Consider the following 18,576-nt stretch of genomic DNA (forward strand, 5'->3'; position numbering starts at 1 on the left):
AGCTGGCAATCAGCAGTGGAGTCCATAGCGAACCGCTGCATGTGGACAGACGACGGTGCGGCAGTGCTGTGGAGGAGCGGGCTGGTAGACAGGGGACATGACGGTTCGATGGGGAGTCATCGGGACGGGCGGCATCGCGCGTTCCTTCGTGGGCGACTGCACTGCGGCGGGCGTCGAGTTCGTCGCCGTCGGCAGCAGGACGCAGGCGAGCGCCGAGTCGTTCGCCGCCGAGTACGGCATCCCGCGGGCGCACGGCAGCTACGAGGACCTCGTCGCCGACCCCGACGTCGACGCGGTGTACGTCGCGACGCCGCACGCGCGGCACGCGGACGACGCCCTGCTCGCGATCGAGGCCGGCAAGCACGTGCTCGTGGAGAAGGCGTTCACGATCACCGCGGCGGAGGCCCGCCGCGTCGTCGACGCCGCTCGCCACCGCGACGTCGCCGTGATGGAGGCGATGTGGACGCGCTTCCTCCCGCAGATGACCATGATCCGCGAACTCGTCGCGGAGGGCCGCATCGGTCGGCCCCGCGTCGTCGAGGCCACCCACCACCAGGACCTGCCGCGCGACCCGTCGCACCGGCTGAACGACCCGGCGCTCGGCGGCGGGGCGATCCTCGACCTCGGCGTCTACCCGGTCTCCTTCGCGGTCGACGTGCTCGGTGCGCCGGTCGCCGTCGCCGCAGCGGGCACGCTCAGCGACCAGGGGGTCGACACGCAGATGGGCATCGTGATGACGCACGAGGGCGGGACGCAGTCGACGGTGCACTTCGCGCTCGACGTCCGCAGCCCGAACACCGCGTCGATCATCGGCGAGGACGGCCGGATCGACATCGACGCGACCTGGTACACCCCGACCACGTGGCGGCTCCGCGACCGTGACGGCGCCGTCGTCGAGGAGTACGACAGCCGGGAGGAACTCGCTGGCTACGCCCACGAGGTCCGCGCGTTCGAGTCGATGATCGCGTCCGGCGACCGCTCCGGCGGTGCGATGCCGATCGCGCAGACGATCGCGGTGATGGCAGCCATGGACGAGGCCCGTCGCCAGGTCGGCGTCCGGTACGCGGCGGACGACTCCTCCACAGCCCGGTAGCGCGGGTCGCGGTTCCACAGTCGGCAACCCGGCCTGGAGGCTCCTCCCGCAGTTCCGTAGGATCGCTTCCGATGTCTCCGCAACCGTCCCTCCCCGACCGCTTCCGCGGCGCGTTCACCGCGATCCGCGGCTCGATCGCGCGCAAGCCGATGCCGTGGGCGATCGGCGCCCTCGCAGCCGTCCTCGTGCTCGGGTCCGGGGGAGCGGTCGCGGTCGCCGCTGCCACCGCCCCGACCGCCACTGAGTCACCCGTCGCGGCCGCGTCGCCGAGTGCGTCGAGCACGGCCAAGCGCAGCGCGACACCGAAGGCCACGCCCTCCGCGACCGCACCGGCACGCGCCGTGCCGACCGACGCCCCCGGGCCGTCCGCGCTCCGCACGTGCTCGATCGCGGGCGTCGCGTCGGCCGCGGGCCTCGGCAAGTTCGAGGGCTACGTGATGAACGCCAGCACCGGGGAGATGCTCTTCTCCCGGAACGGCGACACCGCGGCCCAGACCGGCAGCGTGATGAAGACCCTCACGACGGCGACCGCGCTGGCCGTGCTCGGCGGCAGCCACACGATCCCGACCACCGTCACCGACGAGGGCAACGGCACGATCGCCATCGTCGGGCACGGTGACGCCACCCTGTCCGTCGGCGGTGCCACGGTGTACCCGGGGGCGCCGACCCTCGCCCAGCTCGCCCAGCAGGTCAAGGCGAAGCTCGGCAGCACGCCGGTGAAGTCCATCGTCACGGACGACACCTACTGGAACGACGCGGACGCCTGGGACCCGACGTGGCCCGTCAGCGAGCGGACGATCGGGTACCAGCCCGAGGTCACCGCGCTGATGGTCGACGGCGACCGCGCAAACCCCGCCGCTGCGACCTCGCCCCGGTCCGAAGACCCGGTCGGACGTGCCGGCACGGCCTTCCGGACGGCGCTCGCCAACGCCGGTGTGGTCGGCGCCGCCAACGCCACCATCGTGAAGCGTGCGACCACCAGCCAGACCACCATCGCGCAGGTGTCATCGCAGCCGGTCTCGACGCTCATCGGGCAGATGATCCCGAACTCGGACAACACCCTCGCCGAGATGCTCGCGCGGATCTCGTCCAAGGAGTCCGGCTCGAACGGGTCGGCGGCCTCGCTCACGGGCGTCTACCAGAAGGCCCTCGCCACCTACGGCACGAACCCCACGGGCATCGTGATCAAGGACGGTTCGGGCGAGAGCGCGTCGAACGCGGTCTCGCCGAACTTCGTCGCGCACCTCATGGTGCAGGTCGCGTCCGGCGCGAAGGGGCTCGGCACCCTGGCGCAGGCGCTCCCGGTCTCCGGGGTGTCCGGCACCCTCGCGAGCCGGTTCACGGGCGCCAACGCCGTCGCCCGCGGCAAGGTGCACGCCAAGACCGGGTGGATCGACAGCGCGAACACCCTCGGCGGGTACATCGACGCCGCCGACGGCACGAAGCTGACGTTCGCGTTCTACGCCATCGGGTCCTCCCGGGCGGCGGCACTGCCCGCGCTCGACGCCGTCACCGCGGCGACGTACTCGTGCGGAGCCAAGCTCACCAACAGCTGACCGGGGTTGGATCGGAGCATGACCAGGGCACTCATCGTGGTGGACGTGCAGAACGACTTCACCGAGGGCGGTGCGCTCGCCGTGGCGGGCGGCGCCGCGACGGCAGCACGGATCACCGCCTTCCTCGGCCGGCACGCCGAGGAGTACGACCTCATCGTCGCCTCGCGCGACTGGCACCACGGCGACGACGACAACGGCGGACACTTCGCCACGGTCGACGCCCCCGACTTCGAGACCACCTGGCCGGTGCACTGCGTCGCGGGTACCCCCGGTGCGGACTACCACCCCGACCTCGACACCGAGTCGGTCGACGTCCACGTGGTGAAGGGGCAGGGCGAGCCCGCGTACTCAGCGTTCGAGGGCACGACGGAGTCCGGGGAAGACCTCGCCGACGTCCTCTTCGACCACCAGGTCCACGAGATCGGGGTCGTCGGCATCGCCACGGACCACTGCGTGCTCGCGACCGCGCAGGACGGCCTCAGTGCCGGACTCGACGTCGTCGTCTACACGGACCTGGTCGTCGGGGTCGACCCTGCGCGGAGTGCCGCCGCGCTCGAGGAGATCCGGGCAGCCGGTGGACACGTCGAACCGAGCGACATGGACGAGGGACTCGCGAACCCCGGCGGCGCCCAGCTCTGAGCCGGGCGCGCACCGGGCCGGCAGCGGCGGACGGCCGTCGCGGCTGACGGTGTTCGTGCGTGTCAGACGAGGAGCTGGTGCTTCGCCAGGTCCCGGTAGAGCGGCGTCGACTCGACGAGCTCCGAGTGGGTGCCGATGCCGACGACCCGTCCGTGCTCGAGCACGACGATGACGTCCGAGTCGACGACGGTGGACAGCCGGTGCGCGATGACGAGCAGGGTGCGGTCCTCGGCCACGGCGTCGATCGCCAGGCGCATCTTCTGCTCGTTCACCCCGTCGAGGGAGGACGTGGACTCGTCGAGCAGCAGGATCGGGGGAGCGGCGAGCAGCGCCCGGGCGATGGCCATGCGCTGACGCTCACCGCCGGAGAGCATCACGCCGTCCTCGCCGACCTGGGCGTCGAGGCCGCGGGGGTCGCGGTGCAGGACCTCACCGAGGTTGACGGCCTCGAGCACCCGGACGCAGTCGTCCTCGGTGGCGTTCGGCGACCCGAGCAGCAGGTTCGCGCGGATGGTGCCGGCGAGCACGGGGGCGTCCTGCTCGACGTAGCCGATCTGGGCACGGAGCTCGTCGCGGTCGAGCCCGCGGACGTCGATGCCGCCGAGGCGGATCACGCCGTCCGTCGGGTCGTAGAAGCGCTCGATGAGGGCCAAGGTCGTCGACTTGCCGGCGCCGGAGGGGCCGACGAGTGCGACACGCGCGCCGTGCGGGACGCGGAACGACACGTCGTGCAGCACCGCCTGCTCGGTGTCAGCGGCTTCGTCGAGGCGACCAGGGCCTCCCGGCCGCTCGTCGGTCGAGGACGACGCGACCGCACCGTCGGGGCCCGACGCGCCGGACCGGGCGTACCGGAACGACACGTGTTCGAACGTGATGGCGTCGTCGGTCGCGACCGCTGCGGCCGGTCGGACGGCCGCGTCGTCCTGGTCCTCGGTCGGCAGGTGCAGGATCTCCTCGATCCGGCCGAGCGCGCCGAGCGCCTGGGCCACGGCGACCGCAGCGCCCATCGCCTGGCCGAGCGGCATGATCATCATGAAGAGCAGCAGGATGAACGTGATCAGCGTGGCGATCGTGATGGTGCCGGCCGCGACCTGGGCGCCGCCGACGCCGAGGACGGCGATGAATGCCACCTGCATCACGATGCTCGCGACGGGGACGACGAACGCGGACATCTTCGCGATGTCGAGGCCGCGCTTGTACGCCTCTGTCGCGTGGGTGTCGACCTCGCGCACCTCACGCTCGGTGGCACCGGCGGCGCGGATGGTGCGGACGGCGCCGATGCCCCGCTCGACGGCCGCGGTGAGGTCGCCGACCTTCTCCTGCGCGGCCTTCGAGGCGATGCGGATGCGGCGGCTGAGTCCGCCGACGACGACGATCGCGACGATGACGATCGCGACGGTGATGCCGAGGAGCAGCGGGTCGATGATCGCCATCGCGATGATCGCGCCGAGGAAGGTGAGGATGCCGCCGATCGACTCGATCAGCCCCTGCGTGAGGACCGCTCGGAGGAGCGTCGTGTCGCTGCCGACCCGGGACACGAGGTCACCGGTGCGACGCGTGTCGAACTCGGAGATCGGCAGGTTGAGGATCCGCGCGATGAGCTTGCGGCGCGTCGAGAGCACCACGCCCTCACCCGCACGCTGGAGCAGGAAGTGCTGCACGCCGTTGAGGACACCCGACACGATCACCAGGACCACGAGCGCCCACACGAGCATGCTCAGCGTGTTGCCGTGCTGCACGGCCGTGACCACCTGGTTCACGAGGAGCGGCTGCGCCAGGGACGCGCCCGCGCCGAGGATGCTCAGCACGATGATGACGACCATCGCGGGCTTGTTCTCGAACAGGTAGGACAGCAGGCGGCCGAAGGTGGCGCGGGGTCCGTCGGTCTTCTTCGGGCGGGCGAAGGGGGAGCTCATCGTGTCCTAGTTTCTGCCGTACTTCTTGTGCACTGCCTGTCGGCTGACACCGAGGAGCGTCGCGATCTCCTGCCACGAGGCGCCGGCGTTCCGGGCGCGGCGGGCGGCGAGTTCCTCGGTCCGGTCGAGTTCACGACGCAGTTCGCGCACGCTGGCCAGCGCGGAGAACGGGTCGTCTCCTGCCGCCCCTGCTGCGAGGTTCGTGATCGTCGGCCGGTCCATGCGTGTCAACCTACATTGACGCGCCGACGTCTGTCAACCTGAGTTGACGCGCAGGGTGGGGGCGGGCGCGTGCGCGGCGCGGGCGCGGTGCGGACGGGTTCGCGGGCGCATGCGCGGGCGCGGCGCGGCGCGGGCGCGGTGCGGACGGGTTCGCGGGCGCTTTCCGACACGGCATGCGTCGATCGACTTCTGCGGTGTCGAATCATGCGGAAGCAGCGTGTGCGTGCGCATGGTCCGACACGACGGGAGTCGATCGACTGGTGCGGTGTCGCAAGAGTGGCGCGGACGCGGACGCGGGCGCGGGGCGCTGCGCGGGCGCGGGCGGGCGCGGGGCGGGCGCGGGGCGGGCTGCGGGCGCGGCGCGGCGCGGGCGGCGGTGGCGGGAGGTGCCGACTCGGAACGACAGCACCGTTGTCGTACGACAGCGCCTCTGTCGGTGCGGGGACCGCGCAACAGACCGCCCGAGCAACGGACGACAGCACCGTTGTCGTACGACAGCGACGTTGTCGTTTCGAGTCGGGACGGAACGCGGGCAGGCGGGCAGGCGGGCACGCGGGCAGGCGGGCGCGGCAGGCGGGCAGGCCGCGGCAGGCCGGCCGGCGGGCGGACGGACGGGAGGCCCGGTGCCAGCTGGCACCGGGCCTCCCGTCCGCGGGTGGGCGCGACTACGGCGCGAGGCTGCCGGACGTGTGCACGTGGCCGTCCGACGCGCCGGCGTCGGCGGGGACCCCGGCGTGTGCGGCCCCGGTGTCGCCGAAGTCGCTGCCGCGGGTCTCGCGGATGAAGAGCAGCGCGACGAGGGTGACGACCGCCGCGATGGTGAGGTAGAGCCCGACGAGGAAGATGTTCCCGTCCGGCTTCCACAGCGCCAGGGCGATCGTCGGCGCGAGCGATGCACCGAGGATCGACGCGACGTTGTACGCGATCGCCGAACCGGTGTAGCGGACGTTCGTCGGGAACAGCTCGGGGAGCAGGGCGCCCATCGGACCGAACGTCAGGCCCATCAGCGAGAGCCCCACGATGAGGAACGTCACGACGGTGATCGGTCCGGTGGAGGCGGCGAACCAGAACTGGAACGTCAGGCCGAACAGCGCGATGCCGATCGTGGTCGGGATGAGGGTCTTCCGGCGGCCGAACTTGTCGGCCAGGATGCCGGCGATCGGCGTGAAGATGCCGAAGAACACGACGCCGATCATGAGCAGCGTCAGGAACTCACCGCGGGAGTAGCCGAGCCCGACCTTGGGGACGAGTGCCGACGCGGTGGAGCCGGTGGTGCCGTAGGACAGCGTGAACGTGGTCATGAAGTAGAAGAGCACGTAGGTGGCGACCATGCCGAAGGTGCCGACGATGAGCGCCTTCCACGAGGTGCGGAACACCCGGCCGAGCGGGACCTTCGCGACGGTGCCGGACTCCTGCACGCCACGGAACACCGTCGACTCGACGAGCCGGAAGCGCACGTAGAGGCCGACGAGCACGAGCACGGCGGAGAGCAGGAACGGCAGGCGCCAGCCCCAGGCCTGGAACTCGGGGTTCGGGCTGCCGTCGGCGCCGGCGGGCATCGCGGCGTTGATCGCGATGAACAGGCCGTTGGCGAGGAGGAAGCCGATCGGGGCGCCGAGCTGCGGCATCGACCCGAAGACGCCGCGCTTGCCCTTCGGCGCGTTCTCCGTCGCGAGGAGCGCCGCGCCGGACCACTCGCCGCCGAGGCCGACACCCTGGGCGAAGCGCATCACGGCGAGGAGGACCGGGGCCCAGATGCCGATCGAGTCGAACGTCGGCAGGCAGCCGATGAGGAACGTGGCGGTGCCCATCACGAGCAGCGACGCGACGAGGGTGGTCTTGCGACCGATGCGGTCACCGAAGTGGCCGAAGATGACCGACCCGACGGGACGGGCGAAGAACGCGAGCGCGAACGTCACGAACGACGACAGCTGCGATGCGGTGGGGTCCTCGTTCGGGAAGAAGAGCGTCGGGAAGACGAGGACCGCGGCCGTCGCGTAGACGTAGAAGTCGTAGAACTCGATCGAGGTGCCGATGAGGCTCGCGACGACGACGCGGGAGCGCGGGTTCGTCTTCGGGGCGGGGGCGTGCGCTGAGGCGGGTGCTGCCGGTGAGGCGGACATGAGGCGGGGAGGACTCCGAACAGTGCGTCGTCGGACGACGCGAGCGGTACCGAACTGCGGACACCGATTCGGTTCGCGGGGTGGCGCGACGGGTCGATCGGGTGCGTTCGGCTGGTGGTGGACCGCTTGTGACGGGAGGTCAACAGTGTACGACGGATGTCGCGAACCTGCGAATCAGTTGTGTGCGCCCGCTTCGAGGTGTGCCGGCAGCGTGTGGCCCATCCGGTCGCGCTTGGTGTCCAGGTACCCGGCGTTCTGCGCGGAGATGCCGACGACGAGCGGGACGAGGGCGTCCACGACGATGCCGTGCTCCTCGAGCTGCCGACGCTTCTCCGGGTTGTTGGAGAGCAGCCGGACCCGCCCGATGCCGATGTCGGCGAGGATGCCGGCTGCGCCACCGTACGCACGCGAGTCGGCGGGGAGCCCGAGCGCGAGGTTGGCGTCGAGGGTGTCGAGCCCGTCTTCCTGCAGGCGGTAGGCCTTGAGCTTGTTGATCAGGCCGATGCCCCGGCCTTCCTGCCCGCGGAGGTAGACGACGACCCCGCCCTCGGTCGCGATGGTGTCGAGCGCGGCGTCGAGCTGCGGGCCGCACTCGCACTTCAGCGACCCGAACGCTTCTCCGGTGAGGCACTCCGAGTGCACGCGCACGAGCGCACCGTCGGTGGGCGCGGACCCGTCGGGCAGCGCGCCGATGATGGCGACGTGCTCCGCCCCGGTCACGAGGTCCCGGTAGGCGCGCATCTCGAACGTGCCGTGGGTGGTCGGCACGTTCGTGGACACCTCGAACTGGACCGGACTGCCCGGGGTGGGGGAGGTCAGCGCGTCGGTCATGGGGTACTCCGGTCGTTACGGGCCCCGTCGTCAGCGTGCTCGCCGTGACGTCGAGCGGGGTCGGCGTGGACGGGTCGTGCGCGCACCAGCAGGTCAGGGCCGAGGCTGGTGGTCGATAGTACGTCCAACCGCCGACGCTCGTTCATGCTTCCCACGCCGATGTCACCGAGCGCAACACGGGGGCCGCCGAGGAGCACGGGTGCGACGTAGACGAGGACCTCGTCGACGAGTCCGGCGGCGATGAAGGCCGAGGCGACCGTCGGGCCGCCCTCGACGAAGACGGTCCGGATGCCCTGCTCGCCGAGCGCCCGGAGCGCGGCGTGGAGGTCGTGTCCCGGGAGCTGGAGGAAACCGCGCGGGTGCCGGCGGACCGCGGCGTCGGCGGGCACCGGGCGGTCGCCGAGCACGACGGCGAGCGGCTGGTCGGCGAGCAGTTCGCCGGCGTCGCCGCGTGCGGTGAGCGAGGCGTCGTCGGCGAGCACGGTCCCGGTCCCGACGACGATCGCGTCGTGGGCGGCACGCTGTTCGTGCACGTGCTGGCGAGCGGCGGCTCCGGTGATCCACTTGCTCGAACCGTCGGCCGCGGCGGCGCGGCCGTCCAGGCTCGAGGCCCACTTGACGGTGACCCACGGACGCCCATGGCGGACCGAGGCGAGCCAGCGTTCGAGGAACGCGGCCGCCTGGTCCGCGAGGACACCAGAGACGACGTCGACCCCGGCGGCGCGCAGCCGGTCGGCGCCCCCGTGCACGGCCGGGCCCGGGTCGTCGATCGCGTAGACGACCCGACCGACGCCGGCCTCGATGAGGGCGACCGAGCACGGGCCGGTGCGTCCGGTGTGGTTGCACGGTTCGAGGGTCACGACGACGGTCGCGCCGCGGAGCTCCTCGGGGGCGACCTTCGCCATCGCGTCGACCTCGGCGTGCGGGGTCCCCGCGCCCTTGTGCCAGCCCTCGGCGAGGGTCTCGCCGTCGGGGGAGAGGACGACGGCGCCGACGCGCGCGTGGTCACCGAGCACGGGACCGAGCGCCGCGAGCTCGAGCCCGCGTCGCATCGCCCGCACCTCGGCTGCGGATGCGGAGCTCATGCGAGACCCCCACCCGCGGCGTACGACTCCGCCGGCCACGGCAGGTCGGACGCCGGGGCGCCGTCGGCACGCCGGAGCCCCTTCCACGCCGTCGCCGGGGAGCCGTCCCGGTTCGGGATGTTGGCGTCCCCGGTGCCGGTGTACGCGAACCCCGCCCGCCGTGCGACGTTCGCCGACGCGGTGTTCCCCACGTAGCACTCCCAGTACACGTCGGGAGCACCTTGCGCGAACGCCCAGTCCACGACGAGCGACACCGCATCGTGCACGAGCCCCTGCCCGCGGGCGGACGGCGCGAGCCAGAAGCCGATGTCCCGCCGCTCGGTGCGGTACGACACGACCCCTTCGAGCCAGGTGGACCCGTGGCGACGGATCGCCCACGTGTACTCCCGGTCGGACGCCCACCCCGGCCCGACGAGCGCATCGACGAACGCGTTGGCGTCCTGCGGACGGTACGGCGTCGGGATGGTCGTCCAGCGGATGACGTCCGGGTCCTGGCACCCGTCGGTGATCGCCACGGTGTCGGCGCGCGTCGGGACGTCCAGGCGGACCCGGTCGGAGGTGAGCGTGACGGGCAGCACGGTCAGCGCCGGGGACGCGGCACGAAGCCGATGCGGTCGTAGACGCGGGCGAGCGTGTCCTCCGCGATCGCCGACGCCCGGTCGGCCCCGACGGCGAGCAGCCGGTCGAGTTCGGCCGGGTCGTCGAGCAGTTCGAGCGTGCGGGCGCGGACCGGCTCGAGCTCGGCGACGACGGCGTCCGCCACCTCGCCCTTGAGGTCGCCGTAGCCCTTGCCCGCGAACGAGGCCTCGAGCGTGGTGACGGGCGTCCGGGTGAACGCGGACAGGATCGAGAGCAGGTTCGTGACGCCGGGCTTCTCCGCGCGGTCGGCGCGGATCTCCCGCTCGGTGTCGGTCACCGCGGACTTGATCTTCTTCGTGGTGCGCTTGGGCTCGTCGAGCAGCAGCACGAGCCCCGAGTCGGACGCGGCCGACTTGCTCATCTTGCTGGTCGGGTCCTGCAGGTCGTAGATGCGCGCGGTGTCGCTGAGGATCCGGGCGTCGGGGACCACGAACGTGTCGCCGAACCGGGAGTTGAAGCGGTTCGCGAGGTCACGGGTCAGCTCGACGTGCTGGCGCTGGTCGTCCCCGACGGGCACCACCTGCGCGTCGTAGAGCAGGATGTCCGCGGCCATCAGCATCGGGTAGGTGAAGAGGCCGACCGAGGCGGACTCCGCACCCTGCCGCGCCGACTTGTCCTTGAACTGGGTCATCCGGCTCGCCTCGCCGAAGCCGGTGATGGTGTTGAGCACCCAGGCGAGCTGCGCGTGCGCCGGCACGTGCGACTGGACGAACAGCGTCGACTTGGTCGGGTCGATCCCCGCCGCGATGTACTGCGCCGCGGTGCGCCGGGTGTTCTCGCGGAGCGCTTCCGGGTCCTGCGGGGAGGTGATGGCGTGCATGTCGACGACGCAGTAGATCGCGTCGTGCTCGTCCTGCAGGTCCCTCCACTGCATGAGGGCGCCGATGTAGTTGCCGAGGTGGAGGGATCCGGCGGAGGGCTGGATGCCCGAGAAGATGCGGGGCTTGGTCATGAGGTGGTCCTGAACTGCTGGAGGAGACGTGTGGGGAGGGTCAGAGCTCGTAGTCGACGACCACGGGGGCGTGGTCGGACCATCGCTGGTCGTACGCCGCTGCGCGGTCGACCGTGTACGAGCTCACCTTCGCGGCGAGGTCGGGCGTGGCCATCTGGTAGTCGATGCGCCAGCCGGTGTCGTTGTCGAAGGCCTGGCCGCGCCAGGACCACCACGTGTACGGGCCGTCCACGTCGCCCGCCTGCGCACGGCCGACGTCGACCCAGCCGAGGCCCGGGCCCGTCGAACCGTCAGCACCGCTCACCGGCTCGCCGTCCGCCCCGAAGAAGCGGCTGAAGTACGCGCGCTCCTGCGGCAGGAAGCCGGCACGCTTGACGTTGCCCTTCCAGTTCTTGATGTCGCGTTCGTCGTGGCCGACGTTGAGGTCACCGACGACGACCGCGAGCGGGTTGTGCGCACGGACCTTCGGCAGGCGTTCCGTCATGGCGTCGAGGAACTTCCACTTCTCGTCCTGCTTCTCGGTGCCGACCTCGCCCGAGTGCACGTACGTGGAGACGACGGTCACCAGGGTGCCGCCGATCTCGTAGTCCGCTTCGAGCCAGCGGCCGGCGGAGTCGAACTCCGTCGGACCGAGCTCGACGCGGTGGATGTGCGCCTTGTGCTTCGAGGCGATCGCGACGCCCGCGCGGCCCTTCGCCGTGGCGGGGTCGTGCACGACGTCCCACTCGTCGCCGAGGAGCGCGGTGATGTCGTCCGTCGACGCACGGACTTCCTGCAGGGCCAGGACGTCGACGTCGCGCGTGGCCAGCCAGTCGCCCATGCCCTTGCGGAAGGCGGCACGGATGCCGTTCACGTTCACGGATGCGAGGCGCAGGCGAGTCATGCAGAACACCCTATCGGCGGGTGCCGACAGGCCCCGACCCGGCCGGGCGCGGCCCGGGACCAGACCGGGCGCGGCCGTCGACACGGCCACGGAACGGACGGGAGGCCCGGTGCCAGCCGGCACCGGGCCTCCCGTCCGGTCGTGGTCGCGACCGGTGCGCTCAGGCCGCGTCGTGGTCGCGACCGGTGCGCTCAGGCCGCGTCGTGGTCGCGACCGGTGCGCTCAGGCCGCGTCGTGGTCCGTCTTCAGGAAGTCGACCAGGCTGTCCGCCGTGGTCTCGGCGTCGTCGCCGGAGACGGTCAGCGTCACCTCGTCGCCGTTCTCGACGCCCAGGCCGAGGAGCCCGAGGATGCTGCCGGCGTTCGCCGACTTGTCGCCCTTGGCGATCGTGACCTGGTGGCCGGACGCGGTGACGGTCTGGACGAACAGCGACGCCGGACGGGCGTGCAGACCGGATCCGCTGGCGACGGTGACGGTGCGGGTGGCTTCGGACATCGATGAACTCCTTCGATGGGGTGGTTGGCTCATGGTAGCGAGCGGGTGGTCACGGGGACCGGGACGGTCAGGGTCGGCCGGGCCAGAAGACCTCGGTGCCGGCCGCTTCGACCTCGCGGACGAGGTCCAGGTTGACCGCCGGATCGGTGATGATCGTGTCGATCGCGGCGAGCGGTGCGACGCGGCCGAACTCCTCGCGGCCGAACTTCGTGTGGTCGGCGAGCAGGATGCTCCGGCGCGCGGCCTTGATCATCGCGGACTTCACGGCGGCCTCGGCCATGTTGTGCGTCGTCAGGCCGCGCTCGGGCGTGATGCCGTTGATGCTGATGAAGGCGACGTCGACGCTGACCATGCCGATCAGCTGGTGCGTCCACGTGCCGACGCCGGCGAGCGAGTCGCTCCGGATGTTGCCGCCGAGCAGGTGCAGGTCGATGCCCGGGCGGTTCGCGACGGCCATCGCGACCGGGAGCGAGTGGGTGACCACGGTGAGGCCACGGTCCGGCGGGAGCATCTCGGCGAGGCAGATCGTGGACGTGCCGGCGTCGATCATGATCGAGCCGTTCTCCGGCAGTTCCTCGAGCGCGGCCTCGGCGATCACCATCTTCTCGGCCTGGTTGATCCCGCCGCGGTCGCCGACGCCCGGGTGCAGCGTGATCCGCTCGACCGGGATGGCGCCGCCGTGGGCGCGACGGACGAGTCCGCGACGCTCGAGCGAGGTGAGGTCGCGGCGGATCGTCTCCGGGGTGACCTCGAGGAGCTCGGCGAGGTCCTTGACGTCGACCCGGCCGGCGGCGCGCGCCTGCTCGACGATGCGCTGGTGGCGCTCTGGTGCGTACATCGGACCTCGGTGTCTCGGAGGGGTGTCGTGTGGGGTGCTGTCCGCAGGTGTACTCGGAACCGAACGGACATGGACGGAGGAGAACCGGTCGGTCGACGCCCGAAGTGGGGGCCGGTCAGACGAAAACGGGCATCCGTTCGTGCATTTTTATCCCCGGATGTGTTTGTTTGTCAACGCGGATCGATGTAGTGTGCTGCTCAGCCGCACGGACGTGGTCCGTTTCGTGTCGCATCTGCACCGAACCGAACCACCCCACCGCAAGCGCGCGTGAGATGAAGGAGTCTCGAATGTCCGAACTGCTCGGAACCGGCGTCGGCCGCGGCGTCGCCCACGGCCCCGTGCTCCGGATGGCGGACCCGCTCGGCGAACCGTCGACCGCGGCGCTCGAAGGCTCGGCGGACGACGCGAAGCAGGCGGTGCACGCCGCGCTCGCCGCGGTGGCAGAGGACCTCAACAAGCGCGGACAGCTCGCCGGCGGTGACGCCCAGGCCGTGCTCGAAGCGCAGGCGCTGATGGCGCAGGACCCGACGCTCCTCGACGACGTGCACGCACGCATCGACGGCGGCACCAACGCCGAGCGTGCCGTGTACGAAGCGTTCGCCCAGTTCCGCGACCTGCTCGTCTCGATGGGCGGCTACATGGGGGAGCGCGCGGCGGACCTCGACGACGTCGCCCAGCGCATCATCGCGAAGCTCCGCGGCGTCCACGCACCCGGCGTCCCCGAGTCGGACACCCCCTTCGTGCTCGTCGCCCGCGACCTCGCGCCGGCCGACACCGCACTCCTCGACCTCGACAAGGTCCTCGCCCTCGTCACCCGTGACGGCGGCCCGACCTCGCACACCGCGATCCTCGCCCGTGCCAAGGGCATCACCGCGATCGTCGGTGTCACCGGTGCCGACGACCTCACCGACGGCGTCGCCGTCGTGGTGGACGCCGCAGCGGGCACCGTCGTCACCGACCCGTCCGCATCGCTCGTCGCGGACGTCGAACAGCGCATCGCCGACCGCCTCGCCGCAGCCGCCGCACCGCTCACCGCCGGTGCCCTCGCGGACGGTCACGTCGTGCCGCTCCTGGCGAACCTCGGCAGCCCGGCCGACGCCGGCGGCGCCGTCGCTCTCGGTGCGGAGGGCGTGGGGCTCTTCCGCACCGAGTTCCTCTTCCTCGACTCCCCGAAGGCCCCGACGGTGGACGAGCAGCAGGAGTCCTACCGGCAGCTCCTCGCCGCGTTCCCGGGCAAGAAGGTCGTCGTCCGCGCGCTCGACGCCGGTGCCGACAAGCCGCTGCCCTTCCTCACCGACAAGGACGAGGAGAACCCGGCGCTCGGTCGCCGCGGACTCCGCGCCCTGCGGAACCACCCCGAGGTGCTCCGCGACCAGCTCACGGCGCTCGCCCGGGCGGACGCCGAGACCGAGGCGGACCTCTGGGTGATGGCCCCGATGGTCGCCGACGCCGAGGAGACCGAGTACTTCGTCGACCTCGCGCGGGAGCTCGGGATCCGGACCGCCGGCGTGATGGCCGAGGTCCCCTCCCTCGCACTGATGGCCGAGCAGGTGTTCCAGTCCGCCGACTTCGTGTCCATCGGCACGAACGACCTGACCCAGTACACGATGGCCGCCGACCGCATGCTCGGCACCGTCGCGTCCTACCAGGACCCGTGGCACCCGGCCGTCCTGCGCCTCGTCGCGCAGCTCGGCAGCGCCGGTGCCGACGCCGGCAAGCCCGTCGGGATCTGCGGTGAGGCCGCGGCCGACCCGCTCCTCGCGGTCGTGCTCGTCGGCCTCGGCGCCACCACCCTCTCCATGACCCCCGCGGCCCTCGCCGACGTGCGTGCCGAACTCGGCAAGCACACCCTCGACGAAGCCCGCGAGATGGCACGGGCGGCACTCGCCGCGTCCACGGCGGCGGCCGCCAAGTCCGCCGCCGCGGCCGCGCACGCCGCCTAGGCCCCCTGCTCCACAACCCGTCCCCTCCACGCAGCAGCACCACCACACAGAAAGTCACCGCACATGACAACGTCGTCCGTTGCAGCGCCCGACGCCCCCGCCAAGTCGCGGGGTGGCGCACGCGTCGCCGTTCAGAAGTTCGGCACGTTCCTCTCCGGCATGGTCATGCCCAACATCGCGATCTTCATCGCGTGGGGCATCATCACCGCCTTCTTCATCGAGACCGGGTGGACGCCTGTCGGCATCCTCGGCGGCTTCGGTGAGACGGGCGGCGTCGCGAACGTCGGCCTCGTCGGCCCGATCCTGACCTACCTCATCCCGCTCGCGATCGCGATCCAGGGTGGCCGGATGGTCTACGAGACCCGCGGCGCCGTCGTCGGGTCGATCATGACCATGGGCGTCATCATCGGCGCCTCGGGCACCACGATGATCCTCGGCGCGATGATCTGCGGGCCGCTCGGCGCGTACCTCATCAAGCAGATCGACCGCATCTGGGACGGCAAGATCAAGCCCGGCTTCGAGATGCTCGTGAACAACTACGCGGCCGGCATCCTCGGCTTCGTGCTCGCGATGATCGGGTTCTTCTGGCTCGCGCCGCTGTTCAAGCTCATCGCCGAGGGCCTCGGCGACGCGGTGAACTTCCTCGTGCAGCACTCGCTCCTGCCCCTCGCCAGCGTCATCATCGAGCCGGCGAAGGTCTTCTTCCTCAACAACGCGATCAACCACGGCGTGCTCGACCAGCTCGGTGCGCAGCAGGTCCAGGAGTCCGGCAAGTCGATCCTGTTCCTGCTCGAGGCGAACCCCGGCCCGGGTCTCGGCATCCTCCTCGCCTTCACCTTCTTCGGTGTCGGCATCGCCCGCTCGACCGCTCCCGGCGCGATCATCATCCAGTTCCTCGGCGGCATCCACGAGATCTACTTCCCGTACGTGCTGCAGAAGCCGATCCTCTTCATCGCCGTCATCCTCGGTGGTGCGACCGGTGTCGCGACGAACGTCGCGTTCCACTCCGGCCTCGTCGCCCCGGCTTCTCCCGGTTCGATCTTCGCGGTGCTCGGTGCGACGGCGAAGGACAGCTTCGTCGGCGTCATCCTGTCCGTGATCTTCTCGGCGGCCGTCTCCTTCGCGGTGGCGTCCTTCTTCCTCATCGCGACCCGCAAGCGCGACCTGGCGACCGGTGGTGGCGACATGACCGCCGCGTTCGACAAGATGCAGGCCACCAAGGGCCGCGACGCCAACGCCGCGACCGCCGGTCTGTTCGGCAACAACAGCCCCGCCAACGAGCAGGAGTCCGAGGCCGCCCTGGGCGGTGTCGGCGCCGGCACCGCGACGACGACCCGCGTGGAGAACGTCGTGTTCGCCTGCGACGCGGGCATGGGCTCGAGCGCCATGGGTGCGAGCGTCCTCCGCAACAAGATCAAGAAGGCCGGCATCGAGGGCGTCACCGTCGTCAACAAGGCCATCGCGAACCTGTCGGGTGACGAGGACCTCATCATCACGCAGGAAGAACTGACGGACCGCGCCAAGCAGAAGAACCCGAACGCACAGCACGTGTCGGTCGGCAACTTCATGAACGCGCCGCAGTACGACCAGGTCGTCGACCAGCTCAAGAACCAGTAACGAAGTGCAGTATCGGAGGGGGCGGGCGAAGGCCCGCCCCCTCCACCACGTCCACGAACCAAGGAGAACACCGATGCCCGTCCTGCAGGAGAGCCAGATCCGGATCCACACCGAGGACACCGCGCCGACCAAGTCGGAGGCGATGAAGGAGGCCGCCGAGATCCTCGAGGCAGCAGGCGCGGTCACCGGCGAGTACTACCCGGCGATGCTCGAGCGTGAGAAGAGCGTCTCGACGTACATGGGCAACTTCCTCGCCATCCCGCACGGCACGAACGACGCGAAGGACGCGATCAAGTCCTCGGCGCTGTCGTTCATCCGGTACGCGTCCCCGATCGACTGGGACGGCAACGAGGTCCGTTTCGTCGTCGGCATCGCCGGCGTGAACAACGAGCACCTCGACATCCTCTCGAAGATCGCGATCGTGTTCTCCGATGAGGACGAGGTCCAGAAGCTCACCGACGCCCCCGACACCGCCGCGATCCTGGCGATCCTCGGCGAGGTCAACGAGTGACCTCCACCGACCAGCGCACCGCCGTCCACTTCGGCGCCGGGAACATCGGCCGCGGCTTCGTCGGACTGCTCCTGCACGAGGCGGGCTACGAGGTCGTGTTCGCGGACGTCGCGGCGCCCCTCATCGACGCGCTGGCCGCTGCCGACTCCTACACCGTGCACGAGGTCGGTGCCGGCGCGCAGGACCACGTGGTCTCGAACTTCCGCGCGTTGAACAGCGCGCAGGACGAGCCCGCCGTCGTCGCCGAGATCGCCGCCGCCGACATCGTCACGTGCGCCGTCGGACCGAACGTCCTGAAGTTCATCGCCCCGGTGATCGCCGCAGCGCTCCAGCAGCGCGACGCCGACGCGGCCCCGATCGCCGTGATGGCGTGCGAGAACGCGTTGAACGCGACGGACCGCCTCCGCGAGTTCATCGTCGACGCGCTGCCCGCCGACGTCCGTGACGCCGCGCTCGCCAAGGCCGTGTTCGCGAACACCGCCGTTGACCGCATCGTCCCGGCCCAGCCCGAGGGCGCCGGCCTCGACGTCACCGTCGAGACCTACTTCGAGTGGGCGATCGACCGCACCCCGTTCGGCGGGACCGAGCCGGAACTCCCCGGCGCGCACTACGTCGACGGGCTCGCCGCGTCCATCGAGCGCAAGCTCTTCACGGTGAACACCGGGCACGCCACCGTCGCGTACCACGGCTTCGTCGCCGGGGCGGAGAAGATCTCCGACGCCATCGCGATCCCCGCGGTCCGGTCCGAGCTCGAGTCCGTGCTCGCCGAGACGAGCGACCTGCTGATCCGTCGGCACGAGCTCGACCCCGAGGTGCACCGCGCCTACGTCCAGGCGATCATCGCCCGGTTCGAGAACGTGCACCTCCCGGACACCGTCACGCGCGTCGGCCGGCAGCCGCTCCGCAAGCTCTCCCGCGACGAGCGCTTCGTCTCGCCCGCTGCCGCCCTCGCCGAGGACGGCACCGAGCCGATCGCGCTCCTCGACGCGATGGGCGCGGCGCTCCGCTTCGACGTCGCGGACGACGAGCAGAGCGTCGAGCTGCAGGCGCTGCTCGGCTCCGACAAGTCCGACGCGGACGTCGTGACCGAGATCACCGGTCTGGGTGCGGAGCACCCGCTGCACGCGGCGTTCGCCGAGCGGGTGCGTTCCGCGCGCTCGTAGCGTCCACCCCTCCGGACGGGAGGCCCGGTGCCAGCTGGCACCGGGCCTCCCGTCCGTCGTGGTGGTGGCG

At 71.1% G+C, this 18,576-nt stretch carries 16 protein-coding genes and 1 pseudogene; 7 read left to right on the forward strand and 10 right to left on the reverse strand.

Translation table 11 applies throughout. From position 1 onward, the window contains the following. Positions 1–97 precede the first annotated feature (97 nt). The 3 genes from EDF27_RS17270 (at position 98) to EDF27_RS17280 (ending at position 3,288) form a co-directional block, all read left to right on the forward strand. Positions 98–1,093: a Gfo/Idh/MocA family oxidoreductase gene (locus EDF27_RS17270; protein WP_132050197.1), complete on the forward strand. Its 996-nt coding sequence runs from the start codon at positions 98–100 to the stop codon at positions 1,091–1,093. 71 nt (positions 1,094–1,164) lie between these two features. Beyond that, positions 1,165–2,649: a D-alanyl-D-alanine carboxypeptidase gene (locus EDF27_RS17275; RefSeq protein ID WP_132050199.1), complete on the forward strand. Its 1,485-nt coding sequence runs from the start codon at positions 1,165–1,167 to the stop codon at positions 2,647–2,649. 18 nt (positions 2,650–2,667) lie between these two features. Beyond that, positions 2,668–3,288 (forward strand): isochorismatase family protein, encoded by a 621-nt coding sequence (locus tag EDF27_RS17280; protein WP_132050204.1) that lies wholly within the window; start codon positions 2,668–2,670, stop codon positions 3,286–3,288. A 62-nt stretch (positions 3,289–3,350) separates the two neighbouring features. Here EDF27_RS17280 and EDF27_RS17285 read toward each other — a convergent pair whose 3' ends face one another. The 10 genes and pseudogenes from EDF27_RS17285 to EDF27_RS17330 all read right to left on the reverse strand — a co-directional run bounded on the left by EDF27_RS17285 (position 3,351) and on the right by EDF27_RS17330 (position 13,272). Further along, complete coding sequence (locus tag EDF27_RS17285; protein ID WP_132050206.1) at positions 3,351–5,204, reverse strand: ABC transporter ATP-binding protein; 1,854 nt, start codon at positions 5,202–5,204, stop codon at positions 3,351–3,353. Positions 5,205–5,210: 6 nt separating this feature from the next. After that, positions 5,211–5,426 (reverse strand): hypothetical protein, encoded by a 216-nt coding sequence (locus tag EDF27_RS17290; RefSeq protein WP_123656074.1) that lies wholly within the window; start codon positions 5,424–5,426, stop codon positions 5,211–5,213. Positions 5,427–6,091: 665 nt separating this feature from the next. Continuing rightward, complete coding sequence (locus EDF27_RS17295; protein WP_123702391.1) at positions 6,092–7,549, reverse strand: MFS transporter; 1,458 nt, start codon at positions 7,547–7,549, stop codon at positions 6,092–6,094. A gap of 174 nt (positions 7,550–7,723) precedes the next feature. After that, positions 7,724–8,347 (reverse strand): annotated as a pseudogene (gene ribA, locus EDF27_RS17300) (GTP cyclohydrolase II); the annotation flags it as partial. Positions 8,348–8,376: 29 nt separating this feature from the next. Then, positions 8,377–9,465, reverse strand: coding sequence for a bifunctional diaminohydroxyphosphoribosylaminopyrimidine deaminase/5-amino-6-(5-phosphoribosylamino)uracil reductase RibD (gene ribD / locus EDF27_RS17305; RefSeq protein ID WP_132050208.1), 1,089 nt, complete (start codon positions 9,463–9,465; stop codon positions 8,377–8,379). After that, positions 9,462–10,043, reverse strand: coding sequence for a GNAT family N-acetyltransferase (locus tag EDF27_RS17310; RefSeq protein ID WP_165931553.1), 582 nt, complete (start codon positions 10,041–10,043; stop codon positions 9,462–9,464). The genes ribD and EDF27_RS17310 overlap by 4 nt, the downstream gene beginning before the upstream one ends. 2 nt (positions 10,044–10,045) lie before the next feature. After that, positions 10,046–11,056 (reverse strand): tryptophan--tRNA ligase, encoded by a 1,011-nt coding sequence (gene trpS, locus EDF27_RS17315; protein WP_132050212.1) that lies wholly within the window; start codon positions 11,054–11,056, stop codon positions 10,046–10,048. Between the two features lie 40 nt (positions 11,057–11,096). Then, positions 11,097–11,939 carry an exodeoxyribonuclease III gene (locus EDF27_RS17320; protein WP_123702401.1) on the reverse strand — a complete coding sequence of 281 codons (843 nt, stop codon included), beginning with the start codon at positions 11,937–11,939 and terminating at the stop codon, positions 11,097–11,099. 222 nt (positions 11,940–12,161) lie between these two features. Then, positions 12,162–12,434 carry an HPr family phosphocarrier protein gene (locus EDF27_RS17325; RefSeq protein WP_123656081.1) on the reverse strand — a complete coding sequence of 91 codons (273 nt, stop codon included), beginning with the start codon at positions 12,432–12,434 and terminating at the stop codon, positions 12,162–12,164. Positions 12,435–12,501: 67 nt separating this feature from the next. After that, a complete protein-coding gene (locus tag EDF27_RS17330) occupies positions 12,502–13,272 on the reverse strand; it encodes a DeoR/GlpR family DNA-binding transcription regulator (RefSeq protein WP_123656082.1) in 771 nt (256 codons plus the stop codon). A gap of 287 nt (positions 13,273–13,559) precedes the next feature. On the opposite strand from EDF27_RS17330, the gene ptsP reads away from it, so the two are divergent. The 4 genes from ptsP (at position 13,560) to EDF27_RS17350 (ending at position 18,506) form a co-directional block, all read left to right on the forward strand. Then, positions 13,560–15,215: a phosphoenolpyruvate--protein phosphotransferase gene (gene ptsP, locus EDF27_RS17335; protein ID WP_132050214.1), complete on the forward strand. Its 1,656-nt coding sequence runs from the start codon at positions 13,560–13,562 to the stop codon at positions 15,213–15,215. A gap of 63 nt (positions 15,216–15,278) precedes the next feature. Then, positions 15,279–16,832 (forward strand): PTS mannitol transporter subunit IICB, encoded by a 1,554-nt coding sequence (locus tag EDF27_RS17340; RefSeq protein WP_165931554.1) that lies wholly within the window; start codon positions 15,279–15,281, stop codon positions 16,830–16,832. A 73-nt stretch (positions 16,833–16,905) separates the two neighbouring features. Next, positions 16,906–17,343: a PTS sugar transporter subunit IIA gene (locus EDF27_RS17345; protein WP_123656084.1), complete on the forward strand. Its 438-nt coding sequence runs from the start codon at positions 16,906–16,908 to the stop codon at positions 17,341–17,343. Next, on the forward strand, positions 17,340–18,506 hold the full coding sequence (locus tag EDF27_RS17350; RefSeq protein ID WP_132050216.1) for a mannitol-1-phosphate 5-dehydrogenase: 1,167 nt from the start codon (positions 17,340–17,342) through the stop codon (positions 18,504–18,506). The genes EDF27_RS17345 and EDF27_RS17350 overlap by 4 nt, the downstream gene beginning before the upstream one ends. The last annotated feature ends 70 nt before the right edge of the window (positions 18,507–18,576 follow it).

The sequence above is a fragment of the Curtobacterium sp. PhB136 genome (assembly GCF_004346855.1).
GTDB lineage: Bacteria > Actinomycetota > Actinomycetes > Actinomycetales > Microbacteriaceae > Curtobacterium.